Annotated in this window: 18 protein-coding genes and 2 tRNA genes; 7 read left to right on the top strand and 13 right to left on the bottom strand. The window is 58.8% G+C overall.

From position 1 onward, the window contains the following. Nucleotides 1-99 precede the first annotated feature (99 nt). The 5 genes from hisD to ACR0C3_RS19020 form a co-directional block, all read right to left on the bottom strand. On the bottom strand, nucleotides 100-1401 hold the full coding sequence (gene hisD / locus ACR0C3_RS19000; RefSeq protein ID WP_480759941.1) for a histidinol dehydrogenase: 1302 nt from the start codon (nucleotides 1399-1401) through the stop codon (nucleotides 100-102). Nucleotides 1402-1454: 53 nt separating this feature from the next. Beyond that, nucleotides 1455-1910, bottom strand: coding sequence for a GNAT family N-acetyltransferase (locus ACR0C3_RS19005; protein ID WP_480759942.1), 456 nt, complete (start codon nucleotides 1908-1910; stop codon nucleotides 1455-1457). A 61-nt stretch (nucleotides 1911-1971) separates the two neighbouring features. Next, the gene (locus ACR0C3_RS19010) at nucleotides 1972-2448 is read right to left on the bottom strand and encodes a DUF2948 family protein (RefSeq protein WP_170470878.1); all 477 of its coding nucleotides are present in this window, start codon (nucleotides 2446-2448) and stop codon (nucleotides 1972-1974) included. Further along, a complete protein-coding gene (murA, locus tag ACR0C3_RS19015; protein WP_480759943.1) occupies nucleotides 2445-3713 on the bottom strand; it encodes a UDP-N-acetylglucosamine 1-carboxyvinyltransferase in 1269 nt (422 codons plus the stop codon). Before murA ends, ACR0C3_RS19010 begins: the two co-directional genes overlap by 4 nt. Nucleotides 3714-3719: 6 nt before the next feature. Next, entirely contained in the window at nucleotides 3720-3875 is a 156-nt protein-coding gene (locus tag ACR0C3_RS19020) for a hypothetical protein (protein ID WP_170379886.1), read from the bottom strand. Nucleotides 3876-3958: 83 nt separating this feature from the next. Between ACR0C3_RS19020 and ACR0C3_RS19025 the strand changes: the two genes are divergently transcribed. Then, a tRNA-Thr gene (locus tag ACR0C3_RS19025) sits at nucleotides 3959-4033 on the top strand. Between the two features lie 85 nt (nucleotides 4034-4118). Here ACR0C3_RS19025 and ACR0C3_RS19030 read toward each other — a convergent pair. The 3 genes from ACR0C3_RS19030 to ACR0C3_RS19040 are packed head-to-tail and all read right to left on the bottom strand — an operon-like array spanning nucleotide 4119 to nucleotide 8344. Continuing rightward, nucleotides 4119-5732 carry an AMP-binding protein gene (locus tag ACR0C3_RS19030; protein ID WP_480759944.1) on the bottom strand — a complete coding sequence of 538 codons (1614 nt, stop codon included), beginning with the start codon at nucleotides 5730-5732 and terminating at the stop codon, nucleotides 4119-4121. A gap of 16 nt (nucleotides 5733-5748) precedes the next feature. Continuing rightward, complete coding sequence (dmdD, locus tag ACR0C3_RS19035) at nucleotides 5749-6558, bottom strand: methylthioacryloyl-CoA hydratase (protein WP_170462976.1); 810 nt, start codon at nucleotides 6556-6558, stop codon at nucleotides 5749-5751. A gap of 22 nt (nucleotides 6559-6580) precedes the next feature. Then, complete coding sequence (locus ACR0C3_RS19040) at nucleotides 6581-8344, bottom strand: acyl-CoA dehydrogenase family protein (RefSeq protein WP_480759945.1); 1764 nt, start codon at nucleotides 8342-8344, stop codon at nucleotides 6581-6583. 114 nt (nucleotides 8345-8458) lie between these two features. Between ACR0C3_RS19040 and ACR0C3_RS19045 the strand changes: the two genes are divergently transcribed. Together ACR0C3_RS19045 and ACR0C3_RS19050 are read left to right on the top strand one after the other, a co-directional pair. Beyond that, nucleotides 8459-9487: an AraC family transcriptional regulator gene (locus ACR0C3_RS19045; protein WP_480759947.1), complete on the top strand. Its 1029-nt coding sequence runs from the start codon at nucleotides 8459-8461 to the stop codon at nucleotides 9485-9487. Nucleotides 9488-9597: 110 nt separating this feature from the next. Continuing rightward, nucleotides 9598-11004, top strand: coding sequence for a bifunctional enoyl-CoA hydratase/phosphate acetyltransferase (locus ACR0C3_RS19050; RefSeq protein ID WP_480760014.1), 1407 nt, complete (start codon nucleotides 9598-9600; stop codon nucleotides 11002-11004). A gap of 5 nt (nucleotides 11005-11009) precedes the next feature. Here the strand turns inward: ACR0C3_RS19050 and arsB are convergent, their stop codons facing one another. The 4 genes from arsB to ACR0C3_RS19070 are packed head-to-tail and all read right to left on the bottom strand — an operon-like array spanning nucleotide 11010 to nucleotide 15118. Then, complete coding sequence (gene arsB, locus ACR0C3_RS19055) at nucleotides 11010-12032, bottom strand: ACR3 family arsenite efflux transporter (protein WP_480759948.1); 1023 nt, start codon at nucleotides 12030-12032, stop codon at nucleotides 11010-11012. Beyond that, entirely contained in the window at nucleotides 12029-13294 is a 1266-nt protein-coding gene (arsJ, locus tag ACR0C3_RS19060; protein ID WP_475217246.1) for an organoarsenical effux MFS transporter ArsJ, read from the bottom strand. Before arsJ ends, arsB begins: the two co-directional genes overlap by 4 nt. After that, entirely contained in the window at nucleotides 13291-14289 is a 999-nt protein-coding gene (locus ACR0C3_RS19065; protein WP_480759949.1) for an ArsJ-associated glyceraldehyde-3-phosphate dehydrogenase, read from the bottom strand. The genes arsJ and ACR0C3_RS19065 overlap by 4 nt, the downstream gene beginning before the upstream one ends. A gap of 1 nt (nucleotide 14290) precedes the next feature. Beyond that, nucleotides 14291-15118, bottom strand: a complete 828-nt coding sequence (locus tag ACR0C3_RS19070; protein ID WP_480759951.1) for an arsenate reductase/protein-tyrosine-phosphatase family protein — start codon at nucleotides 15116-15118, stop codon at nucleotides 14291-14293. A gap of 290 nt (nucleotides 15119-15408) precedes the next feature. Between ACR0C3_RS19070 and ACR0C3_RS19075 the strand changes: the two genes are divergently transcribed. Next, nucleotides 15409-15484, top strand: a tRNA-Thr gene (locus ACR0C3_RS19075). 324 nt (nucleotides 15485-15808) lie between these two features. Here ACR0C3_RS19075 and ACR0C3_RS19080 read toward each other — a convergent pair. Further along, the gene (locus tag ACR0C3_RS19080; protein WP_480759952.1) at nucleotides 15809-16699 is read right to left on the bottom strand and encodes a helix-turn-helix transcriptional regulator; all 891 of its coding nucleotides are present in this window, start codon (nucleotides 16697-16699) and stop codon (nucleotides 15809-15811) included. A gap of 123 nt (nucleotides 16700-16822) precedes the next feature. Between ACR0C3_RS19080 and ACR0C3_RS19085 the strand changes: the two genes are divergently transcribed. The 3 genes from ACR0C3_RS19085 to ACR0C3_RS19095 are packed head-to-tail and all read left to right on the top strand — an operon-like array spanning nucleotide 16823 to nucleotide 19251. Further along, nucleotides 16823-17788, top strand: coding sequence for a CBASS oligonucleotide cyclase (locus ACR0C3_RS19085; protein WP_480759954.1), 966 nt, complete (start codon nucleotides 16823-16825; stop codon nucleotides 17786-17788). A 9-nt stretch (nucleotides 17789-17797) separates the two neighbouring features. Beyond that, the gene (locus tag ACR0C3_RS19090) at nucleotides 17798-18310 is read left to right on the top strand and encodes an HORMA-1 domain-containing protein (RefSeq protein ID WP_480759955.1); all 513 of its coding nucleotides are present in this window, start codon (nucleotides 17798-17800) and stop codon (nucleotides 18308-18310) included. After that, nucleotides 18310-19251, top strand: a complete 942-nt coding sequence (locus ACR0C3_RS19095; RefSeq protein ID WP_480759956.1) for an AAA family ATPase — start codon at nucleotides 18310-18312, stop codon at nucleotides 19249-19251. Before ACR0C3_RS19090 ends, ACR0C3_RS19095 begins: the two co-directional genes overlap by 1 nt. Nucleotides 19252-19254 lie beyond the last annotated feature (3 nt).

The following is a 19254-nucleotide window of genomic DNA, read 5'->3' on the forward strand; positions in this document are numbered from 1 at the left end:
TTTAACGGTCACTATCCTTCACGTCTGCTCAGACCTATAACAATGGATTTCAATGGGCAACGCACAGAAACGCCACAAGCTGGCGATCGTTGCGTCCCATCAGCCGTTCAGCCGGTTCAGACGTGCGGTGACGGACAAACCATGCGCCTCGAGGCTTTCCGATTGCGCCAAGGTCTCGGCTGCGGGGCCGATCGCGCGCAGCGCTTCTGGGGTCATCTGGCTTAGGGTGGTGCGTTTTAGGAAGTCCATCACGCTGAGGCCGGATGAGAACCGCGCCGACCGTGCTGTCGGTAGCACATGGTTGGGGCCGCCGACATAGTCTCCGATGGCTTCGGGTGTGTACTGCCCAAGGAAAATCGCGCCTGCGTGGATGGTCTTTTCGCTCAGCGCGACCGGGTCGGCCACGCACAGTTCCAAATGCTCCGGCGCGATGCGGTTCGACAAAGCGGCGGCCTCATCCAGATCGCGCACGGTGATGATCGCACCAAAGTCGCGCCAGCTGGCGCCGGCGATGGCGCGGCGCTGTAGGGTCTCAAGGCGTTTTTCGACCGCCTGCGCCACGGCCTGACTGAACTCGGCATCGTCTGTGATCAAGATCGACTGCGCGCTTTCATCATGTTCGGCCTGGCTGAGCAGATCCAACGCGATCCAGTCGGGCTCATTGTCCTTGTCAGCAATTGCGAGGATCTCCGACGGACCCGCGATCATGTCGATTCCGACCTTGCCGAACACCCGGCGTTTGGCTGCGGCGACAAAGGCGTTGCCCGGGCCGGTTATCTTGTCGACCGGAGCTATCGTTTCAGTGCCATAGGCCAGCGCGGCAACCGCTTGCGCGCCGCCGATACGATAGATCTCATCCACACCGGACAGTTGCGCGGCCAGTAGGACCAGCGGGTTTGCCTGCCCGTCCGGCGTGGGCACGACGATGGCCAGCCGCTCAACCCCTGCCACCTTGGCCGGGATTGCGTTCATCAGAACGGACGAGGGGTAGGAGGCCAAACCGCCCGGCACGTAAAGACCCGCCGCCGAGACAGCCGACCAGCGCCAGCCGAGCGTCGCCCCGGTCTCATCAGTCCACTGGTGGTCTTCGGGCATCTGCTTTTCGTGGTAGGCGCGGATGCGCTCTGCCGCCAGTTCCAACGCGGCGCGGTCTTCCGGAGTTACCTGTGCGACCGCCTCGGCAATTTCGTCAGCCGAAAACGCCAGTGTCTCGGGCGTCAGTTCCAACCGGTCGAATCTCGCGGTCAGCTCGATCACCGCTGCATCGCCACGGCTGCGGACATCGTCGATGATTCCAGCCACCACCGCATCCACATCCGGGCTGTCTTCGCGCTTGGCCGATAGAAGCGTTTGAAAGGCGGCTTCAAACTCGGGCGAGGTGGTGTCGAGGAAAACGGGCATGATCTGGCACTCCGGAGCGTTTCACGGGGACATATCGCCCGTAAGGGTTGGTCTCAACCCTTCTCGGCCGGGTGCAGCGATTTGCGCAGGGGGAATTGGGTCATACCGTGCCACTCTTCCTCATCACCCGCCGAAACCCAGCCATATCTGAGGTAGAAGGCCCGTGCTGTGTGTGTTGCATCCAGATAGGCCTGTGCGCAGCCCTGATCCGCCAACTCCTTTTCCAGCCTGGCCAGCAGGGCCCGCCCGGTACCACGCCGCACATGGCCGGGATCGACATAAAGCAGTGAGATCATCGAACCGTGGCGCAGCCCTCCGACGGCCACGATCTGTCCGTCTAGCTCAGCCACCCAGATATCCGAGCCGCTTTGTATCCAGCCGCGAACGGTCTGCGGGTCTTTATTGGCGGTCCACAACGCCACAAGTTCGGGGTCTTTGTGGTGATCCGCGGCGCAGAGATGGGTGATAGAGCGGATCAGCACCTGGCTGATCTGGAACACATCGAACACGGTCGCACGGCGCAGCTCCAGACCCGAGGCGGGTCCAGAGAAGGCCTGCGATATGCCGCGTTTATTCTGGATGATGCGGTGCCTGACCCGAGGGAGCCTGATAGGGGCGCGTCACGTCTTTCAGGGTGGCTTCAATTGCCTCGACCGTCAGGCGGATCGCGCCGTCGCCCGCAAGGGTCAGCAGGATCTGGCCTGCGCCGTCCTCGCCGGCCTCGAAATCGACCGAGAGCAGCGACATCACCATATCCGTGTCGCGGCGGTCGATCCCTTGACTGGCGACCGACAACACCGAGTCGAACACAAGAACCGACTGCACGCGCTCAAATGGGCGGTCGCGGCGCGTGGCGGCATCCTTGTCCTCCCACCTAAAGCGGTTCAGCAACAGCCCGAAACGGCGCTGCGAGGGTTGCCACTTCATCTCGGTCACTGGGAACACCGCATCCTGCGCAAGCGACGAGATCACCTGCAGGTCATCACCGTCTTCGGCGCCCAGATTCAGCGGCGCTTCGCGGCCGTCTTCAAAACTTGCGTCTGTCATTCGCCCTTGATCCGTTCGATTTTGGCACCCACGCCTTCCAGTTTACGCACCACATGCTCATATCCGCGGTCCAGATGATAGACCCGGCTGACAGTTGTTTCGCCTTCTGCCGCCAGACCTGCCAGTATCAACGAGACCGAAGCCCGCAGATCTGTGGCCATAACCGGCGCGCCTTTCAGCTGCTCAACCCCGGTGACCGTGGCCGTCCCGCCATGCACCTCGATCTGCGCACCCATGCGGGTCAGCTCCGGCGCGTGCATGAAGCGATTTTCGAAAATGCGCTCCTCGAGAACCGAGGTCCCTTCGGCCGTACACATCAGCGCCATCATCTGCGCCTGCAGGTCGGTGGGGAAGCCGGGGAAAGGCTCGGTGACCACGTCCACGGCCCGCACGCGACCATTCTTGCGCGCAACTTTCAGGCCCTTTTCGGTTTCCGAAACGCTGACGCCTGCGGCTTCGAGTTTTTCCACGAAGGAGCTGACCAGCGACATGCGCCCGCCCAGCAGTTCTACCTCGCCGCCGCAGATCGCAGGGGCCAGCATATAGGTGCCCAATTCGATCCGGTCCGTCACCACCTGATGGGTGGCACCGTGCAGGCGGTCGACGCCCTGAATCTCGATCGTCGACGTCCCTTCGCCCGAGATCTGAGCGCCCATCTTACGCAAACACTCGACCAGATCGACAATCTCTGGCTCGCGCGCGGCGTTTTTCAGGACGGTGGTGCCTTTGGCCAAGGTTGCAGCCATGACGATGTTCTCGGTCGCCCCAACCGAGGCAAAGCGCATCTCGTGCACCGCGCCTTTCAGCCCACTCGGAGCCTTGGCGTGCAGATACCCGTCTTTCAGTTCGATCTCGGCGCCTAGCGCCTCAAGCCCTTCGACATGCAAATCCATCGGCCGCGCGCCAATGGCGCAGCCACCCGGCAGCGACACGACCGCCTGCCCGAATCGCGCCAGCAACGGCCCCAGTACCAGATTTGAGGCCCGCATCTTGCGCACGATGTCATAGTCCGCCGTCTGGCTGGTCAGATCATGGCTGGACATCGCGATCACCTGACCGTCCTGCAGCGCGGACACCTCGGACCCCAGCGATTGCAGCAGCGCTGTCATGGTCTTGATGTCGCTGAGGCGTGGCGCGTTGGTCAGCGTCAGCGGTTCTTCGCTGAGAAGTGTCGCGGGCATCAGCGTCAGGCACGCATTCTTGGCCCCCGCAATCGGTATCTGACCGTTCAGCGGGCCGTTGCCCGTTACTAGAATCGAATCCATCTGCTCTTATCCCTCGTCCTTGTCGGCTTTGTCATCCGAGGCTGCCCGCGCCTTGGCCTGCGCCTTGCGCCGCGCCATGTTGGCCTTGAGCGCCGCTTTCAGCCGCTCTTCCCGCGCATCACCGGATTTGCCGTGTTTTTTAGGTGTATCTTTGTCTGCCATGGTCTTTCTCTACAGGAGGCGAAAAAAACCGTCCAGACACCCTTGCGCCGCGTTTCGTTTGAGTCTAATCACCCGCCCACGATGCTGCTGTAGCTCAGAGGTAGAGCACTCCCTTGGTAAGGGAGAGGTCGAGAGTTCAATTCTCTCCAGCAGCACCATGATTTCCCAGACAGAACCGAGACGTGTTTGCCAAGGTTTGAAGCTTTGCCCGAGTTTCGTTGGAGAAACCCGGGCAGAGATACGTCAAAGCGACAGTGTTTTGCCACGGTCGCGCAGTTGGAACTTCTGGATCTTGCCGGTTGAGGTCTTGGGAAGTGTTTCAAAAACAACCGCTTTTGGGGCCTTGAACCCGGCCAGATGATCGCGGCAGAAAGCGATGATATCCTCGGCGGTTGCCTCGGCCCCGTCGCGCAATTCGATAAAGGCGCAGGGGACCTCGCCCCATTTCTCATGCGGCATTGCGACCACGGCGGCGGCCTGCACTGCGTCATGGCGATACAGCACCGCTTCGACCTCGACGGATGAGATGTTTTCGCCACCCGAGATGATCACGTCCTTCAGCCGGTCGCGGATCTGGATGTAGCCGTTTTCATGCATCACAGCTCCGTCGCCGGACCAGAACCAGCCGTCCTTGAAGGCGCTCGAGGTCGCCTCGGCGTCTTTGTAGTACCCGGCCATGACCGTGTTGCCCCGGATGGCGATCTCACCTTGTGTGGCACCATCGCGCGGCACCGGCGCGCCGCTGTCGCGGTCGATCACCGTGACCTCTTCGACCATCGGGAAGGCGATGCCCTGTTGCGCTTGCAATTCAGCCTGTTCCGCGGGGCTGAGATCGTTCCACTCCTCCTGCCAGAGGCATTGCGAGATGTGGCCGTAAGTCTCGGTCAGGCCATAGACTTGCATGACGTCAAACCCCATCGCGCGGGTCTTCTCCAAGACCGAAGGGGGCGGAGGCGCGCCTGCGGTCAGCACGCGGATTGCGGGATCAAACGGGGCAGCGTCGATTTCGGCTTCGGCCAGCATTTGCAGAACGATGGGGGCGGCACCGAAATGGGTCACACCATGGGTGCGGATCGCCTCCAGAATACGGTCTGCGGCCGGGATGCGTGTAAATACAACCGTCCCGCCGAGCATTGCCATCAACCAGGGATGGCCCCAGCCATTGCAGTGGAACATCGGCACAACGGATAGGTAGACCGGATAGGGCGGCATCTGCCACGCGGTGCCCGTACCCAGCGCCATCAGGTAAGCGCCGCGGTGGTGATAGACGACACCCTTGGGGCGACCCGAGGTGCCTGAGGTGTAGTTCAGCGCAATCGCGTCCCACTCATCATCGGGCAGATCGATAGGCAGGGGCGGGGCCTTGGTAAGCGCCTCATAGGTCTGGCCGCCAAGGCTCTGACCAGTGGCGGCAGGATCGGCGATTTCGACCACAGGTATTGTGCGACCCAGCAGATCAAAGGCTTTGGACAGAAGCGGCACCAGTTCCCGGTCCACGATCACCAGCTTGGTGTCCGCATGATCCAGAATATAGGCGATGGTTTCGGGCTCGAGCCGGGTGTTGAGCGCATTCAGCACCCCTCCGGTCAAGGGCAGGGCGAAATGCAGCTCAAACAGTTCCGGGATGTTCGGGCTGAGGACCGAGACCGTATCGCCTTTCTGCACCCCAAGCGCGGCCAACCCACTGGCCACCGCGCGAATACGGGCGGCAGTGTCCGCCCAGCTTCGTCGGATGTCACCATAGATAACAGCGGTGCGCGCGCCGTGCAGGGTTTCGGCGCGGCGCAGGAAGGACAAAGGTGACAAAGGCACGTGGTTGGCCCGTGTCTTCTGAAGAGCTTCGAAATGGTGACGCATCCGAGTCCTGCCTGTCTTAGCTGTTGGGCCGCACGCGGGCGGCGGTTTTGTTGGCAAAGGCTTCCAGCCGTTCGCGCGCAGCGGGCTGCGTGTTAACCACGCCGCCGACCACGGCTTCGGCATAAGCTGCATCCATGCCGGACATGTTGTTCAAATGGCTGATTGCTGAACAGATCGCAAAGTTGGTCAAAGGCAGGTTCTGCGCGATTTGGTCTGCCAGTTCCATTGCCTTGGCCATGCTGCCACCGTCTTCGGTGATGTACTGCGCCAGCCCCAGATCGACGGCCTCTTGCCCCTGATAGACACGGCCGGTCAGGATCATGTCGATCATGCGGTATTTGCCGATCATGTCCGAGACGCGGATGGTTGCGCCTCCGCCCGTGAAAATCCCGCGCTGACCTTCGGGCAAAGCGAAATAGGTGCCGGGGTCGATGACGCGGATATGGGCGGCGCTGGCAAGCTCCAACCCTCCGCCAACCACCGCGCCTTTCAGGGCGGCGATGATCGGCACGCCACCATATTCCATCTTGTTGAACGCCTCATGCCAGCGCAGGCAAACATGCATAAAGTCATCGGGGCTGCGGTCGGCTTTCCAGTGTTCCACCAGATCAAGACCCGCGCAGAAGTGATCGCCCTCGCCAGTCAGCACCACCGCCCGCACGCCGGCCATACGCGCGCCGCTGAAAAAGCGGATCAGTTCTTCGATTGTAGCCACGTCCAGTGCATTGCGCTTGGTCGGGCGGTTCAGGGTCACGACATAGAGGCCGTTGTCACGCTCGGAAATCGCGAGGTTCTCATAGGTGGCGGGGTTCACGACATCATTCATATTGCGGATCCTTTTAAAGGTGTTATTCGGGGAAGGCCGCATCAAGTAGGCTGCGCGCGCCGTGTAAGATGCGGGTGTGTTCGGCACTGCATTCCGGCAGGATGTGCTGGGCAAAGAACAGCGCGGTGGCGATCTTCTGGGTCATGAACTGAGTGTTCTGTCCATCGTTCAACGCCGCCTGCGCCGGGGTGACGCCTTTTGCCAGTTTCCAACCCGCCGCAAGCGTACCTGCCAGCATCAGGAACGGGACCGAGCCCGCAAAAGCGGCGTCGATATCTTTGCGGCTGTTTTCCAATAGCCAATCCAGCGCGGCTTCAAACGCGGCGCGTGCCTGCGAAAGGCTTGCACCGATGGCTTGCGCGGTGGCATCGCCTTCTGCCAGCTCGGCCTCGGTTGCCGCTATACGGGCGGCGAACCGGCGGGCGGTCTCGCCCCCGTCACGCATGACTTTGCGGCCCAGAAGGTCGTTGGCCTGAATGGCGGTGGTGCCCTCGTAGATCGGCAGAATGCGGGCGTCGCGATAGTGCTGAGCGGCTCCGGTTTCTTCGATGAAGCCCATGCCGCCGTGGATTTGAACGCCCAGTGAGGCGACCTCGACCGCGCGTTCCGAGCAGAAGCCCTTGACCAGCGGAACCATGAACTCGGCCAGGGCGGCCATCTCCGGATCACTCTGATGATGTGCGATATCTAGCAAACCGGCTGTGGCCGCCGCCATGGCCCGCCCGCCTTCGGTGAGGCTGCGCATCCGCATCAACATGCGGCGCACGTCGGGGTGTTCGATGATCGTCACGGCATCCTTGACCTGACCATTCACGGGGCGGCTTTGGACCCGGTCCCGCGCATAAGCCAAGGCGCGCTGATAGGCGCGTTCTGATGTCGCGATGCCCTGAACGCCGACCGAAAAGCGCGCCGCGTTCATCATGATGAACATATATTCCAGCCCGCGGTTTTCGTCACCGATCAGGAAGCCCTTGGCGTCCTTGTATTCCAGCACCGCCGTCGGGCTGGCGCGTACGCCCAGCTTGTGTTCGATGCTGACACAGTTCACCGAATTCTCGGCCCCGACCGAGCCATCCTCTGCCACCATCTTCTGCGGGACGATGAACAGGCTCAGCCCCTTCGGTCCGGCGGGCGCGTCAGGGGTGCGTGCCAGAACCAGATGAATGATGTTCTCAGTCAGGTCATGTGCGCCATAAGTGATGAAGATCTTGGTGCCGGACACGCCATAGCTACCATCTTCGCGCCGCACCGCCTTGGTCGAGACGCGACCCAGATCGCTGCCCGCCTGCGGTTCGGTCAGGTTCATCGTGCCCGACCAGCGCCCAGCAATTAAGGGCTCTAAATAGGTAGCTTTCTGCGCGTCCGAGCCCGTGAGCAGCAGCGCCTCGATCGCACCATCGGTCAGCAAGGGGCACAGGCCAAAGCTCATGTCGGCAGCGTTCAGCATCTCGACTGCCGCCGCGCCAACCGTACGCGGCAGTCCCATGCCGCCAAACTCTGGCGGGTGCGTGAGGGCCTGCCAGCCCATTTCAACAAACTGTGCATAGGCCTGCGCGTCCCCTTCGGGCATCGTCACGCGACCGTTGTCAAACTGTGCGCCCAACGTGTCTCCGATATGGGACAGGGGCGCGATCTGTTCGCTGCAAAACCGGGCATAGCCTTCTAGCGCAGCGCCGATATCGGTCAGGTCGAAACCAGAGTATGCGTCCAGAGTGGACACTGTTTCCCAATGGGACAGGTGTTCGATACAGAACATCAGATCCTGCACGGGTGGCTGATAGGACATGCCAGATTCCCCCAATGGTCGTTGTGGTTTTACGTCATTTATATGCCGTTTAGCTTGCCGAAAAGCTCATATATTGCCAAGTTACTATCCGATATTGCCAAACTGGGGGCGATCATGGTCAGCAATGACCCCATCTCACTTACAACCGTTTCTGCCGGTTTCATCCGGGATTGGCTTGAGGCATTGGGGAAGTGTTGCAGCGCAGATCAGATGCAGTTCCTGCTGAGCCGTTCGGGCCTGCACGTCACTGCGTCAGAGCCTGCACAGCGCGTGACGCTTCAGGAAATCGCCCGCCTGTACCAACTTGCGGCGCCTGAGACCGGGGACGAGATGATGGGCCTCTGGAGCCGTCCCATCCGACCGCGCGCGCTGCAGCACCTTGTGACTGTCCTGCGGGAAGCAAGCAGTCTGACCTCGGCGCTGTATCGTTTCTCGACATTCTGGAATTTGTTGCTGGACGATTTCCACCTGGACCTTCGCACCGGGCCGGACGTGGCTGAGCTTTCGCTGGTACCGTATCGACAGAACACGGCACCCCAGCGCTTTGGCCATATGCTGATCCTGAAACTTGCGCATGGGCTGCTGTCATGGCTGAGCGGATCGGAAACGCCGGTGAAAGCCGTTCGCTTTGCCTTTGCGCGGCCAAGTTTTGCGGCGGACTATGCGGTTGTCTTCCCCTGCGCGGTCACATTCGATGCTCCGCAGACCAGCATTCTGTTCGATCCGCGCCGCTTTGATCCCCCGATCACGCGCAGTCCGGCTGAGGCGTCTCTATTTCTGGAACGCGCGCCGATCGACTGGATTTTCACCAACTCACGCGCCCATACAAACAGCCTGCAGGTCCGGGCGTTCCTGTATCGGACGTCCTGGAAAAGCAGCCAGCTTTCCGATGCGGCCCTTGCTCTGAAGATGACGCCCCGGACCCTGAACCGGCGTCTCAAGGACGAGGGCACCTCGTTTCAGGACATCAAGGACGCCCTGCGCCGCGATATTGCGATCCGCGCCCTGCAGCAAAGCGGCGACAGTATCGAGCAGATTGCGTTCGATACGGGTTTCTCGGCCCCGGCGAATTTTCACCGCGCATTCCGGAAATGGACCAACCGCAGCCCGGGTTCGTATCGCGCACAGGATCGCGCGGTCTGACCGTCGCGGCGCTTGCATGTCTCTGTCATATTGAGCCTTTATGGGTCGTTGAACAGCAACTGTTCGGGTTGTCTGCCCAAGGTTTGGCTTTTGTATTGAAAGGGGAATGGATGTCATCGGATGAGGATACCGGCATCGGCTTCATCGAAAATCGGCCGTTTGATGAGATAAGTGTCGGAGATACCGCCGAGCTGTCCCGCACCTTGACCGCGCAGGATATCGACGCCTTTGCAGCGATCTCAGGCGATGTGAACCCGGCCCATGTGGATGAGGCCTTTGCCCAGGCGGACGTTTTTCACAGGGTGGTCGCACATGGCATGTGGGGCGGCGCGCTGATATCCAATGTGTTAGGTACGCAATTACCTGGGCCGGGGACGATTTACCTGGATCAGACCCTGAAATTCCTTAAACCCGTTGGTATCGGCGATACGGTCACTGTGCGCGTCACCGTGACCGAAAAGCAGCCCGCGAATAAGCACGTCACTCTGGATTGTCTCTGTACGACTGGCGATGGCAAGCCTGTGATCACTGGCCAGGCCGTTGTGATCGCGCCGGACAAAAAGGTCAAAAGGCCCCGAATGGCGATGCCGGATCTGGTTTTGCATCACCGAGGCGCCTCCTATGACCGATTGTTGAGCGCGGCTCAGAAAATGGATCCGTTGCCGACGGCTGTGGTCCATCCCTGTGATGAAAGCGCGTTGGAGGGGGCGCTCTCGGCCCGCGATTTAGGTTTGTTAGAGCCTGTTTTGGTCGGTCCGCGCAGCCGGATACTACATGCGGCGGATGCGGCCGGGTTGGATATCGGCGGGCTTGAGATCATTGATACACCGCACAGCCATGCCTCGGCCGAACGCGCGGTGCATCTGGCGCGTGATGGTCGTGTTAAGGCCCTGATGAAGGGCGCGTTGCACACGGATGAGGTCATGTCGGCCGTCGTCTCCAAGACCAATGGTCTACGCAGCGAACGCCGGATGAGCCATGTCTACGTCATGGATGTGCCGACCTATTCCAAACCGCTTTTGATCACCGATGCGGCCATCAACATAGCGCCCGATCTGCAGACCAAGGCGGATATGGTTCAGAATGCGATTGATCTGGCCCGCGCCATCGGGATCGAGACGCCAAAAGTAGCGATCCTGTCAGCGGTTGAGACCATTACACCCCGGCTGCAATCCACGGTCGAGGCTGGTGCCCTGTGCAAAATGGCGGATCGTGGGCAGATCACGGGCGGTATGCTTGATGGCCCTCTGGCCTTTGACAACGCCGTGTCGATGCGCGCGGTCACGACCAAGGGCATCAAGTCCGACGTGGCGGGGCAGGCCGATATTCTGGTCGCGCCGGACCTTGAGGCCGGCAACATGATTGCCAAGCAGCTCATGTATCTGGCAGGGGCCGAGGCTGCGGGGATTGTCCTGGGCGCGCAGGTGCCGATTATGCTGACAAGTCGTGCCGATGACCGGCGCACACGCATCGCCTCGGCGGCGATTGCGGTGTTGTATGATCATTCGGTGCGCTGAATGGTTTACAGGGTCGCGGATTCGGGAAACCGGGCCCGCGTGCGGTTGGCGAAGGCCACCAGTGACAACATCACCGGTACCTCGACCAGCACACCCACCACCGTTGCAAGCGCCGCGCCGGAGTTCAGGCCGAAAAGGCTGATGGCGACGGCAACGGCCAGCTCGAAAAAGTTTGAGGTTCCGATCATGGCGCACGGGGCCGCGATCCGGTGCGGGACCTTCAGGGCATAGGCAGCTCCGTACGCCAGCGCGAAGATGCCATAGCTTTGGATCAGGATCGGCACGGCAATCAAGACGATGACCATGGGCTTGGCCAGGATCGTCTCTCCCTGAAGGCCGAAAAGGATCACCACCGTTGCGATCAGACCCATGATCGACCACGGCTTGACCCAGGCGGAAAAGGCATCGATGGCCTCCTGCGAGCCCAGCCGCTTGCGGGTGATCAAACCGGCCATCAGGGGCAAAACCACATAGAGAACGGTGGCCAGAACCAGCGTTTGCCATGGGACTGAGATATCGGTGACCCCCAGCAAAAAGGCGACGATCGGCGCAAAAGCCACCACCATGATCAAGTCATTTACTGAGACCTGCACCAGAGTATAGGTCGCATCGCCTTTGGTCAGTTGCGACCAGACGAATACCATCGCGGTGCAGGGTGCGGCCCCCAACAGGATCAGACCCGCGGTGTATTGTGCAGCATCTTCCGGCTGAATCCACGGGGCGAAGACATAGTCGAAGAACAATACTGCCAGTAGAGCCATGGTGAAGGGTTTGATCAGCCAGTTGACCGCCAGCGTCACGATCAGACCTTTGGGTTGCCGGGCCACGCCCGCGACCGCTTTGAAATCGACGCCGACCATCATCGGATAGACCATGGCCCAGATCAGCAGGGCCACGACCAGGTTGACGCTGGCCACCTCGGCCCCGGCGATCAGGCCGACCAGACCAGGCGCGGCCAGTCCGATCAGCACGCCGCCGACCATGGCGAGGGCGACCCAGATGGTCAGATAGCGCTCGAAGATGCTCATGAATATGCCTCAGTTGTTTGGTCGGTCAGCTTGCCCGAAGTGAGCGCCGCAAGGGCCACCATGACAGCCGCTGTGCCCAGCACAAGGGGCAGGCCGCCGACCTGATAGGTAAAGCCGGACAGGACGGTGCCCAAAAGGCGTCCTGTCGCGTTGGCCATATAGTAGAAGCCGACATCCATCGTGACCCGTTCGGACTTGGTGAAGGCGAGGATCAGGTAGGAATGCAGGGATGAGTTAACGGCGAAGATTGCTCCAAACACCAGAAGGCCTACGACCAAAGTGATTGTCAGCCATGTTTCCGGCCCGGAAGACAGCAAAACTGCTAGCGTTAGAGCCGCAGGAACGCAGAACAGCATGGCGGCCCAGCTGCGTGCGGCGCGGATTAAATCGCCCTCGGACCGGTCTGAGGCCCGCACGATTTTGGGCGCGTTGGCCTGAATGACGCCGTAGAGGATGATCCAGAACGCCATGAAGGTGCCGATCATGAAAAAGGCGGCGCGGTTGCCCTCTTCCGTACCATCCGAGAGGACGGCGTAGAAATAGATTGGGATGCCGACCACGAACCAAACGTCGCGGGCACCAAACAGAAAGACCCGCGCGGCGGACAGCCAATTGACGTTGGCAGATTTCGAAAAGACCTCAGAGAACTTTGCGCCCTTGCGCCCCTTGGGCAGGCCGGGGGGCATGAAGCGGATGACGGCGAACAGGATCACGGCGAGAACGAGTGCCATCACGATGATCGCCGCCTGAAAGCCCAGCGTTGCTAGCATGGCTGCACCAAGAAGGAAGCCCAGCCCTTTGACCGCGTTCTTGGATCCGGTCAGCACCGCTACCCAGCGAAACAGCCCGCCGCCCTCGGTCGGGGCCAGCAATTTCACTGCGGATTTTGAGGACATTTTGGCCAGATCCTTGGCCACTCCGCTTGCGCCTTGCACGATCATGACGAAGGCCACAGATGCGCTAATCGCCCAATTAGGGTCTAGTTGCGTCAGCGCCAGCAGCGCCACAACCTGCAAGCCCAGCCCTGCATAGAGCGTCGAGGTCAAGCCAAACCGCGCCGCGATCCAGCCCGCTGCAAGGTTCGTCACCATCCCGGCGATCTCATAGAGGACAAACAGATAGGCCAGTTGCACCGGCGAGAAGCCAAGCGTGTGAAAGTGCAACAGCACCAGCATCCGCAAGGCTCCGTCGGTCAGCATAAAAGCCCAATAGGCCGCCGTGACCGCGATATAGGCCGACAGCCCCTCGGGCCGATCGGTCACAGCGAGGCCCCAACCATCAACGCCACATCGACCAGGCGGTGGGCATAGCCCATCTCGTTGTCATACCAGGCATAGATTTTCACCTGTGTCCCGTTCACCACCATGGTCGACGGCGCATCGACGATCGAAGAGCGCTCGTCATTGGTGTAGTCGGTTGACACCAGCGGACGGGTCTCATAGCCCAGAATGCCATTCAATTCACCTTCGGCGGCGGCTTTGAAGAAGGCGTTGACCTCTTCGACGGTGGTTTCACGCTCAACCTCGAACACGCAGTCGGTCAGTGAGGCGTTCAACAGCGGCACCCGCACCGCATGGCCGTTCAGACGCCCCTTGAGTTCGGGGTAGATCAGTGTGATTGCCGTGGCCGAGCCGGTTGTGGTCGGGATCAGCGAGTTCAACGCCGACCGCGCGCGCCGCAAGTCCTTGGCGGGACGGTCGACGATGGTCTGCGTGTTGGTCACGTCATGAATCGTGGTGATCGAGCCGTGGCGGATGCCCAGATTCTCGTGGATGACCTTCACCACCGGGGCCAGACAGTTCGTTGTACAGGAGGCTGCGGTCACGATCTGATGGGTAGCCGGATCGTAGATGTCTTCATTTACACCCATCACGATGTTGGCGGTCGGGCCGTCCTTGACCGGGGCCGAGACGACAACTTTTTTTACGCCCGCATCGAAATAGGGGGCCAGTTTTGCCTCGGTCTTGAAGACACCGGTGCAGTCAATCACCACATCGACGCCGTCCAGCGGCAGAGCGCTCAGATCCTTGGTGCCGATGAAGGGCAGGCGGGTGCCGTTGATGGTGACGCTTTCGTCATCATGCTCGAAAGTGGCGTCCCAACGGCCATGAACCGTGTCGAACTCCAACAGATGCGCGTGCATCTCGGCATCTCCGACCGCGTCGTTGATCCAGGCGATCTTGGCGCCTTTCTCCAACAGCGGTTTCAGAGCCAGTTTTCCTATCCGGCCCAGGCCATTCACAGCATATGTGGTCATTTCAGTCTCCGACAGAGGTTCTGCCGATGTCATCGACAGCAGATTGTAGGGCGATCCGGTCAAGGCTTTCGACCGGCAAGGAGGTGAACGCCTCGATCCGGCGCTTCAGCGCGCCATAGGCGTTTTGAAAGGCGAGGCTTTTCTCGGCATCGGTTCCGGTAGCTTTCACCGGGTCTTCCATGCCCCAATGGCCGCTGATCGGTTGGCCTTCCCAGGCCGGGCAGTCTTCGTTCGCAGCTTGATTGCAAACGGTAAAAACAAAATCCATTTCCGGCGCCCCGTCGGTTGCAAATTCCGACATATGCTTGGAGCGCAGGACCGAAGTATCGTGACCCTTGTCCTGCAACACCTGCACGGCAAAGGGATTCAACTCGGACGCGGGCTGCGTTCCGGCGGAATAGACGGTGAACCTGTCGCCACCCAATTGGCGCAGCAGTGTTTCGGCAAAGATCGAGCGGGCGGAATTGCCCACGCATAGAAACAGGACGTTGAACTTGCGGTCAGTCATGTCTTCATTTCCCTGTGTGAAAGGCATGCAGATATCGGGACGACCCCGGCAGCAATCGACGACTAGAAAATCAAGCATTCCCTGCACTTTTGTCATATCGACGGAATAAAGCAGGGAAGTGCCTGAGCGTTCCTGAGTCACCAGCCCGGACCTTTGCAGCGCATTCAGATAGTTCGACATGGTGCTGGGCTTGATATCCAGCTCCGAGGCCAGCTCACCCGCGGGCACAGTGTCGGGAAACCGTCGCATTAACATGCGAAAGACAGTGATGCGCTGCGGATGGCCCAGAATGGCCAGCTGATCGGTGATCTCTTCTATCATATTTCATGAAATATGGAAATAGAAGTTGGTGGTCAACCGGAAAACCTGTTGTGTCACAGAACTTTCATGAAGCCGCAGCGCGCTGATCCGGGCTTGCAGGCGCAGACCTGACGAATTAAAAAAGCCTTCGCATCCTTCCGAATTCAGCTTCGGAGGACCAACGGTGCCGCTGTAGCTCAGCTGGTAGAGCACGTCATTCGTAATTAGCGGGTCCCCGCGAGAATGACTTGCGAAACCAAAGGCTTCGCGGCAAAGACATAGAACTAGTAGGGCCATAGTAGGGCCTGAAAGCCTCAATAGCTCAGCTGGTAGAGCAGGTCCTTCGTAAGGACAAGGTCGGGGGTTCGAGTCCCTCTTGAGGCACCACTATCCTGCTCAGGTGCAATCAATTTGGCCCGATCCGGACCTTCGACCTACCTTCCTGATGCCGCAGGGCCGCCCGTCAGAGAAGGCATTCACTCCAACTGCAGACTCTGAGTAGTGGCGAATTCGAGGTCTGCTAGACGGGGGCTTTTGTTGCGCTTCGCATATATGTCTCACTAGATCGGGGCTTGGTTGGAAGCCTTCCCGAACACGCCAGCAGTCTGGGAGAGTTTTTTCACGACCAAGGCGTTGTCGTTCCGGCCTCGCTGTTTCTGCATCGCGGAGGTCCATTCCTGAGATTGATCTCGCCCAGTCGCCTGTATCGTGTCAGGACTTTCTATTTGCACTAAAAAGTATTGACTTTTCTCGAGCGTCCAAGATTGCAGCCTCAACTTCAGTGAGGTTGGCTAACCGTATCTGGGCGCGGGCCGGCTCCAAGACATCAAGGTCCAAGTTTAGGCGTTTGATGAAATAGAAAGCCAGTGACAACCGCATCTCAATTCTACGAACCCCATCCTGCATATCGTAGTCACGTTCTATCGCGTCACTCTGTTCTTTGCTCAATTCAGGGTGGGGGCACAAGCAAAGCTCTGCCTTGGTCTGCCAAGCAAAGTCGTGATCGGGGTCAAAGTCCACCTCTCTCGATTTCCCGAGCTTCTCAATGCGGGTCAATACGAAATCACGAAACTCCTCACGTTCGCAGCACCAAGCCCGCGCGTGCCAACGATGACCATCGAATGCCAGTGCATGAGGAGCGATTTCGCGCCATCGAGAGCTGGTAAGTGACTGGTAGAGAACCGCAAGAGCTCTTTTGGATTTTATAGCACCCAAAATGCCCTGAAGGACTTCTGCCCTGACGTCTCGCACAATCTCCGGTGTGATATCGACCGGAGGGGTCTGGCTGAACATTAGGTCATCGCGTTTAAGAACGCCGTTAACCAAGGCCCTAAGCTGCAAAAGGAGCCGATTGGCCGAAACGCTCAGGAAACGAGGCTTCATCGATTTTGATGCGACAAAACGTTTCTCTGTCGCGTTGTACTCAATATTCTCCCCGGCCGCTTCTCGATAGTTTCTAAGATCAACCGAGGCCTGCGGCGTCGAAATCCCAAAACGCTCCTCAAGATCGCTCCGGTTCAGATGGCCTTCCCAGAATAAACGCCATTCGATGAATTCGAAGCGGGGAGTGAGGTTGCGTCCCGGTGGTGAAATATCAGGCATTTTTGACCCCTATTGCTTCTTGACATGTATAGCATCTATACCCATATAGTTTCAATAGTGTTGATGCGAATAGAGGGAGATTCGGGTCATGAAATAGAGGCTTGCAGCAGAGAGGCTGAGGAAATGAGCAGAGATCACGTAGGGCATAAGGAAATTGCACAGTTTGCCACTGATCGAGTAAATCTACCCAAAGCGAAGGCGGATGAGTTTAGAGCCCAGGCCCGGCGACTTCGTGAAAAGCTGGAAGGTTACCTCAATGAGCATCCCGACTTCACGCTGAAAAAGATGCTGCTCTCTGGTAGCTTGGCCAAAGGAACCGCGCTTCGGTCACTCAATGACATCGATGTAGCATGCTATGTGAGTGGCGCTGACGCTCCAAAGGACGTCGATGAACTCCTCAACTACATTGCAGAGCGATTGCGCAAAGCGTTTCCGAATTTCACTTCGGACCAAGTTCAGCCCCAGACCTATTCGGTTACAGTTTCGTTCAAGGGAACAGGACTTGATGTAGACATCGTCCCGATACTCTACAGCGGAGACCCACAATGGTATGGTGACTTAGTCAGCCAGGAAGACGGATCATTCCTTAAAACCAGCATTCCACTTCACCTTGATTTTGCGTCAAAACGCAAGAAGTCTCAGGAGACACATTTCGCTCAGGTCGTGCGGCTGGTGAAGTTTTGGGCACGGCGACTGAAAAATGAAGATCCGGATTTCCGATTCAAGTCATTCATGATCGAAATGATCTTGGCGAAGCTCTGCGATGATGGTCTTGACCTTGGCGACTATCCCGAGGCTCTCCAGCATTTCTTCACGTACATCGCGAAGAGCAATATGCGAGAACGGATTGTTTTCTCAGACTACTATTCGCCATCAAGCGTCGGTTCTCTTACGGACACGGTGCAGATCATCGACCCAGTAAATGCAGACAACAACGTCGCGCGCCTATACACGCCATCGAACGCAGACGCGATTGTAGACGCCGCGCTTGATGCTGGCGATGCAATAGATGCTGCTTTGGCGGCACCAACAAAACAGCTGACGATTGCCTATTGGCAAAAGGTCTTTGGCTCGACTTTTCAAGTTTGAGGTAGCAGCATGTCTTACAGTCTTACAATTTCTGACAGCACGACCTTCACGGTTACACATGCCCGTCATATGGCGGCAAAGATTGCGACTGATCTGAAGCGCGTTCAGCGCCTTTATGGGTCGCCAAGTGATCACAAGATTTCTCAGTATGAAACAGAAGCAATCGCATTGATAAAAGCCGGTTATCTGAATTACGTTTGGTACGGATTCAAGCGAAACGGTTTCTGGATAGAACCAACGCTGAAGTACACCGCTCAAGACCTTTTCAGTGGTTCTGCGGATGACGACCCGGGGAAAATCCGCCCAGGGGCCGACGTTGTAGGAGCTTCTTTCTACACATATCTGGACTACAGCGCCAAATGGCACGCTTTGAGCACAGCTGAACAAGACGCGTTTGAAGCAGAACTACCATACGTCCGAACCGGTGCAGCGGAACCCACGGTGAGTGGGTATCTTTCGAATGATAAGACATATTCTTCGGGTGGTCGCGCCCTCGAACGAGCAACCGTACGGAGTTTGTGATGGAGATGAAGCCAACCCTAGGCGAATTGTTTGACAGATGCCTCGTATATCCGGATTTCGAACCACAAGAGCGGCTCGCACGCCTCGTCGGTTTGGATCAGCAAAAAGACCGACTGGCGAAAGTTCTGGGCCTTTTGGTCAATCCCGGAGGCTTAGCCGAATGGGCCAATCGTCATCACCCCGGTGCAGCTGCGCTGCTGGATACCGTGCTGCGCAGACCTCCACTAGTTGTTCTCGCTGGTGACGTAGGATCGGGTAAGACCGAGCTTGCCGAAACCATTGGTGATGCCGTTGCCCGCCAAGAGAAGATAGACATTACTTTGATGCCACTTAGCTTGTCTACGCGGGGCCAGGGCCGGGTCGGTGAAATGACGCAACTGATCTCTTCAGCTTTTGAGTACACATTACAGGCGGCCGAAAAACTGGCCACCGGCGGCGTCAAAAATCGGGGTGCGGTTATACTGCTTGTCGATGAAGCAGATGCATTGGCGCAGTCGCGCGAAGCAAGCCAGATGCATCACGAAGATCGCGCCGGTGTGAATGCCTTCATACGTGGCGTCGATCAAATTGCGAATGCAAAGGTTCCTGCCGCTATCATCATGTGTACAAATCGGCTGAATTCTCTTGATCCCGCCGTCAGGAGGCGCGCAGCCGATATTTTGGAGTTTTCGCGACCTGACGATGCGCAGCGCCGATTCGTTCTTTCGAACCGTCTTGAGCCGCTCGGTCTAACGCCACAGCATTTGCAAGCGCTCGTGGCGGCGACAGGCCCTGCCGAAGGCAGGTCGCATGGATTTACATTTTCCGACTTAACACAGCGGCTCATCCCTGCGCTCGTACTCGATGCTTACCCATTACGACCTGTAGATGGTGCGCGTGCGGTTCAAATTGCACGAGAGATGAAGCCGACACCTCCATTTCACGACGCTGTTGCAGTTTGAGCT

Source organism: Ruegeria sp. CK3 (assembly GCF_056536565.1).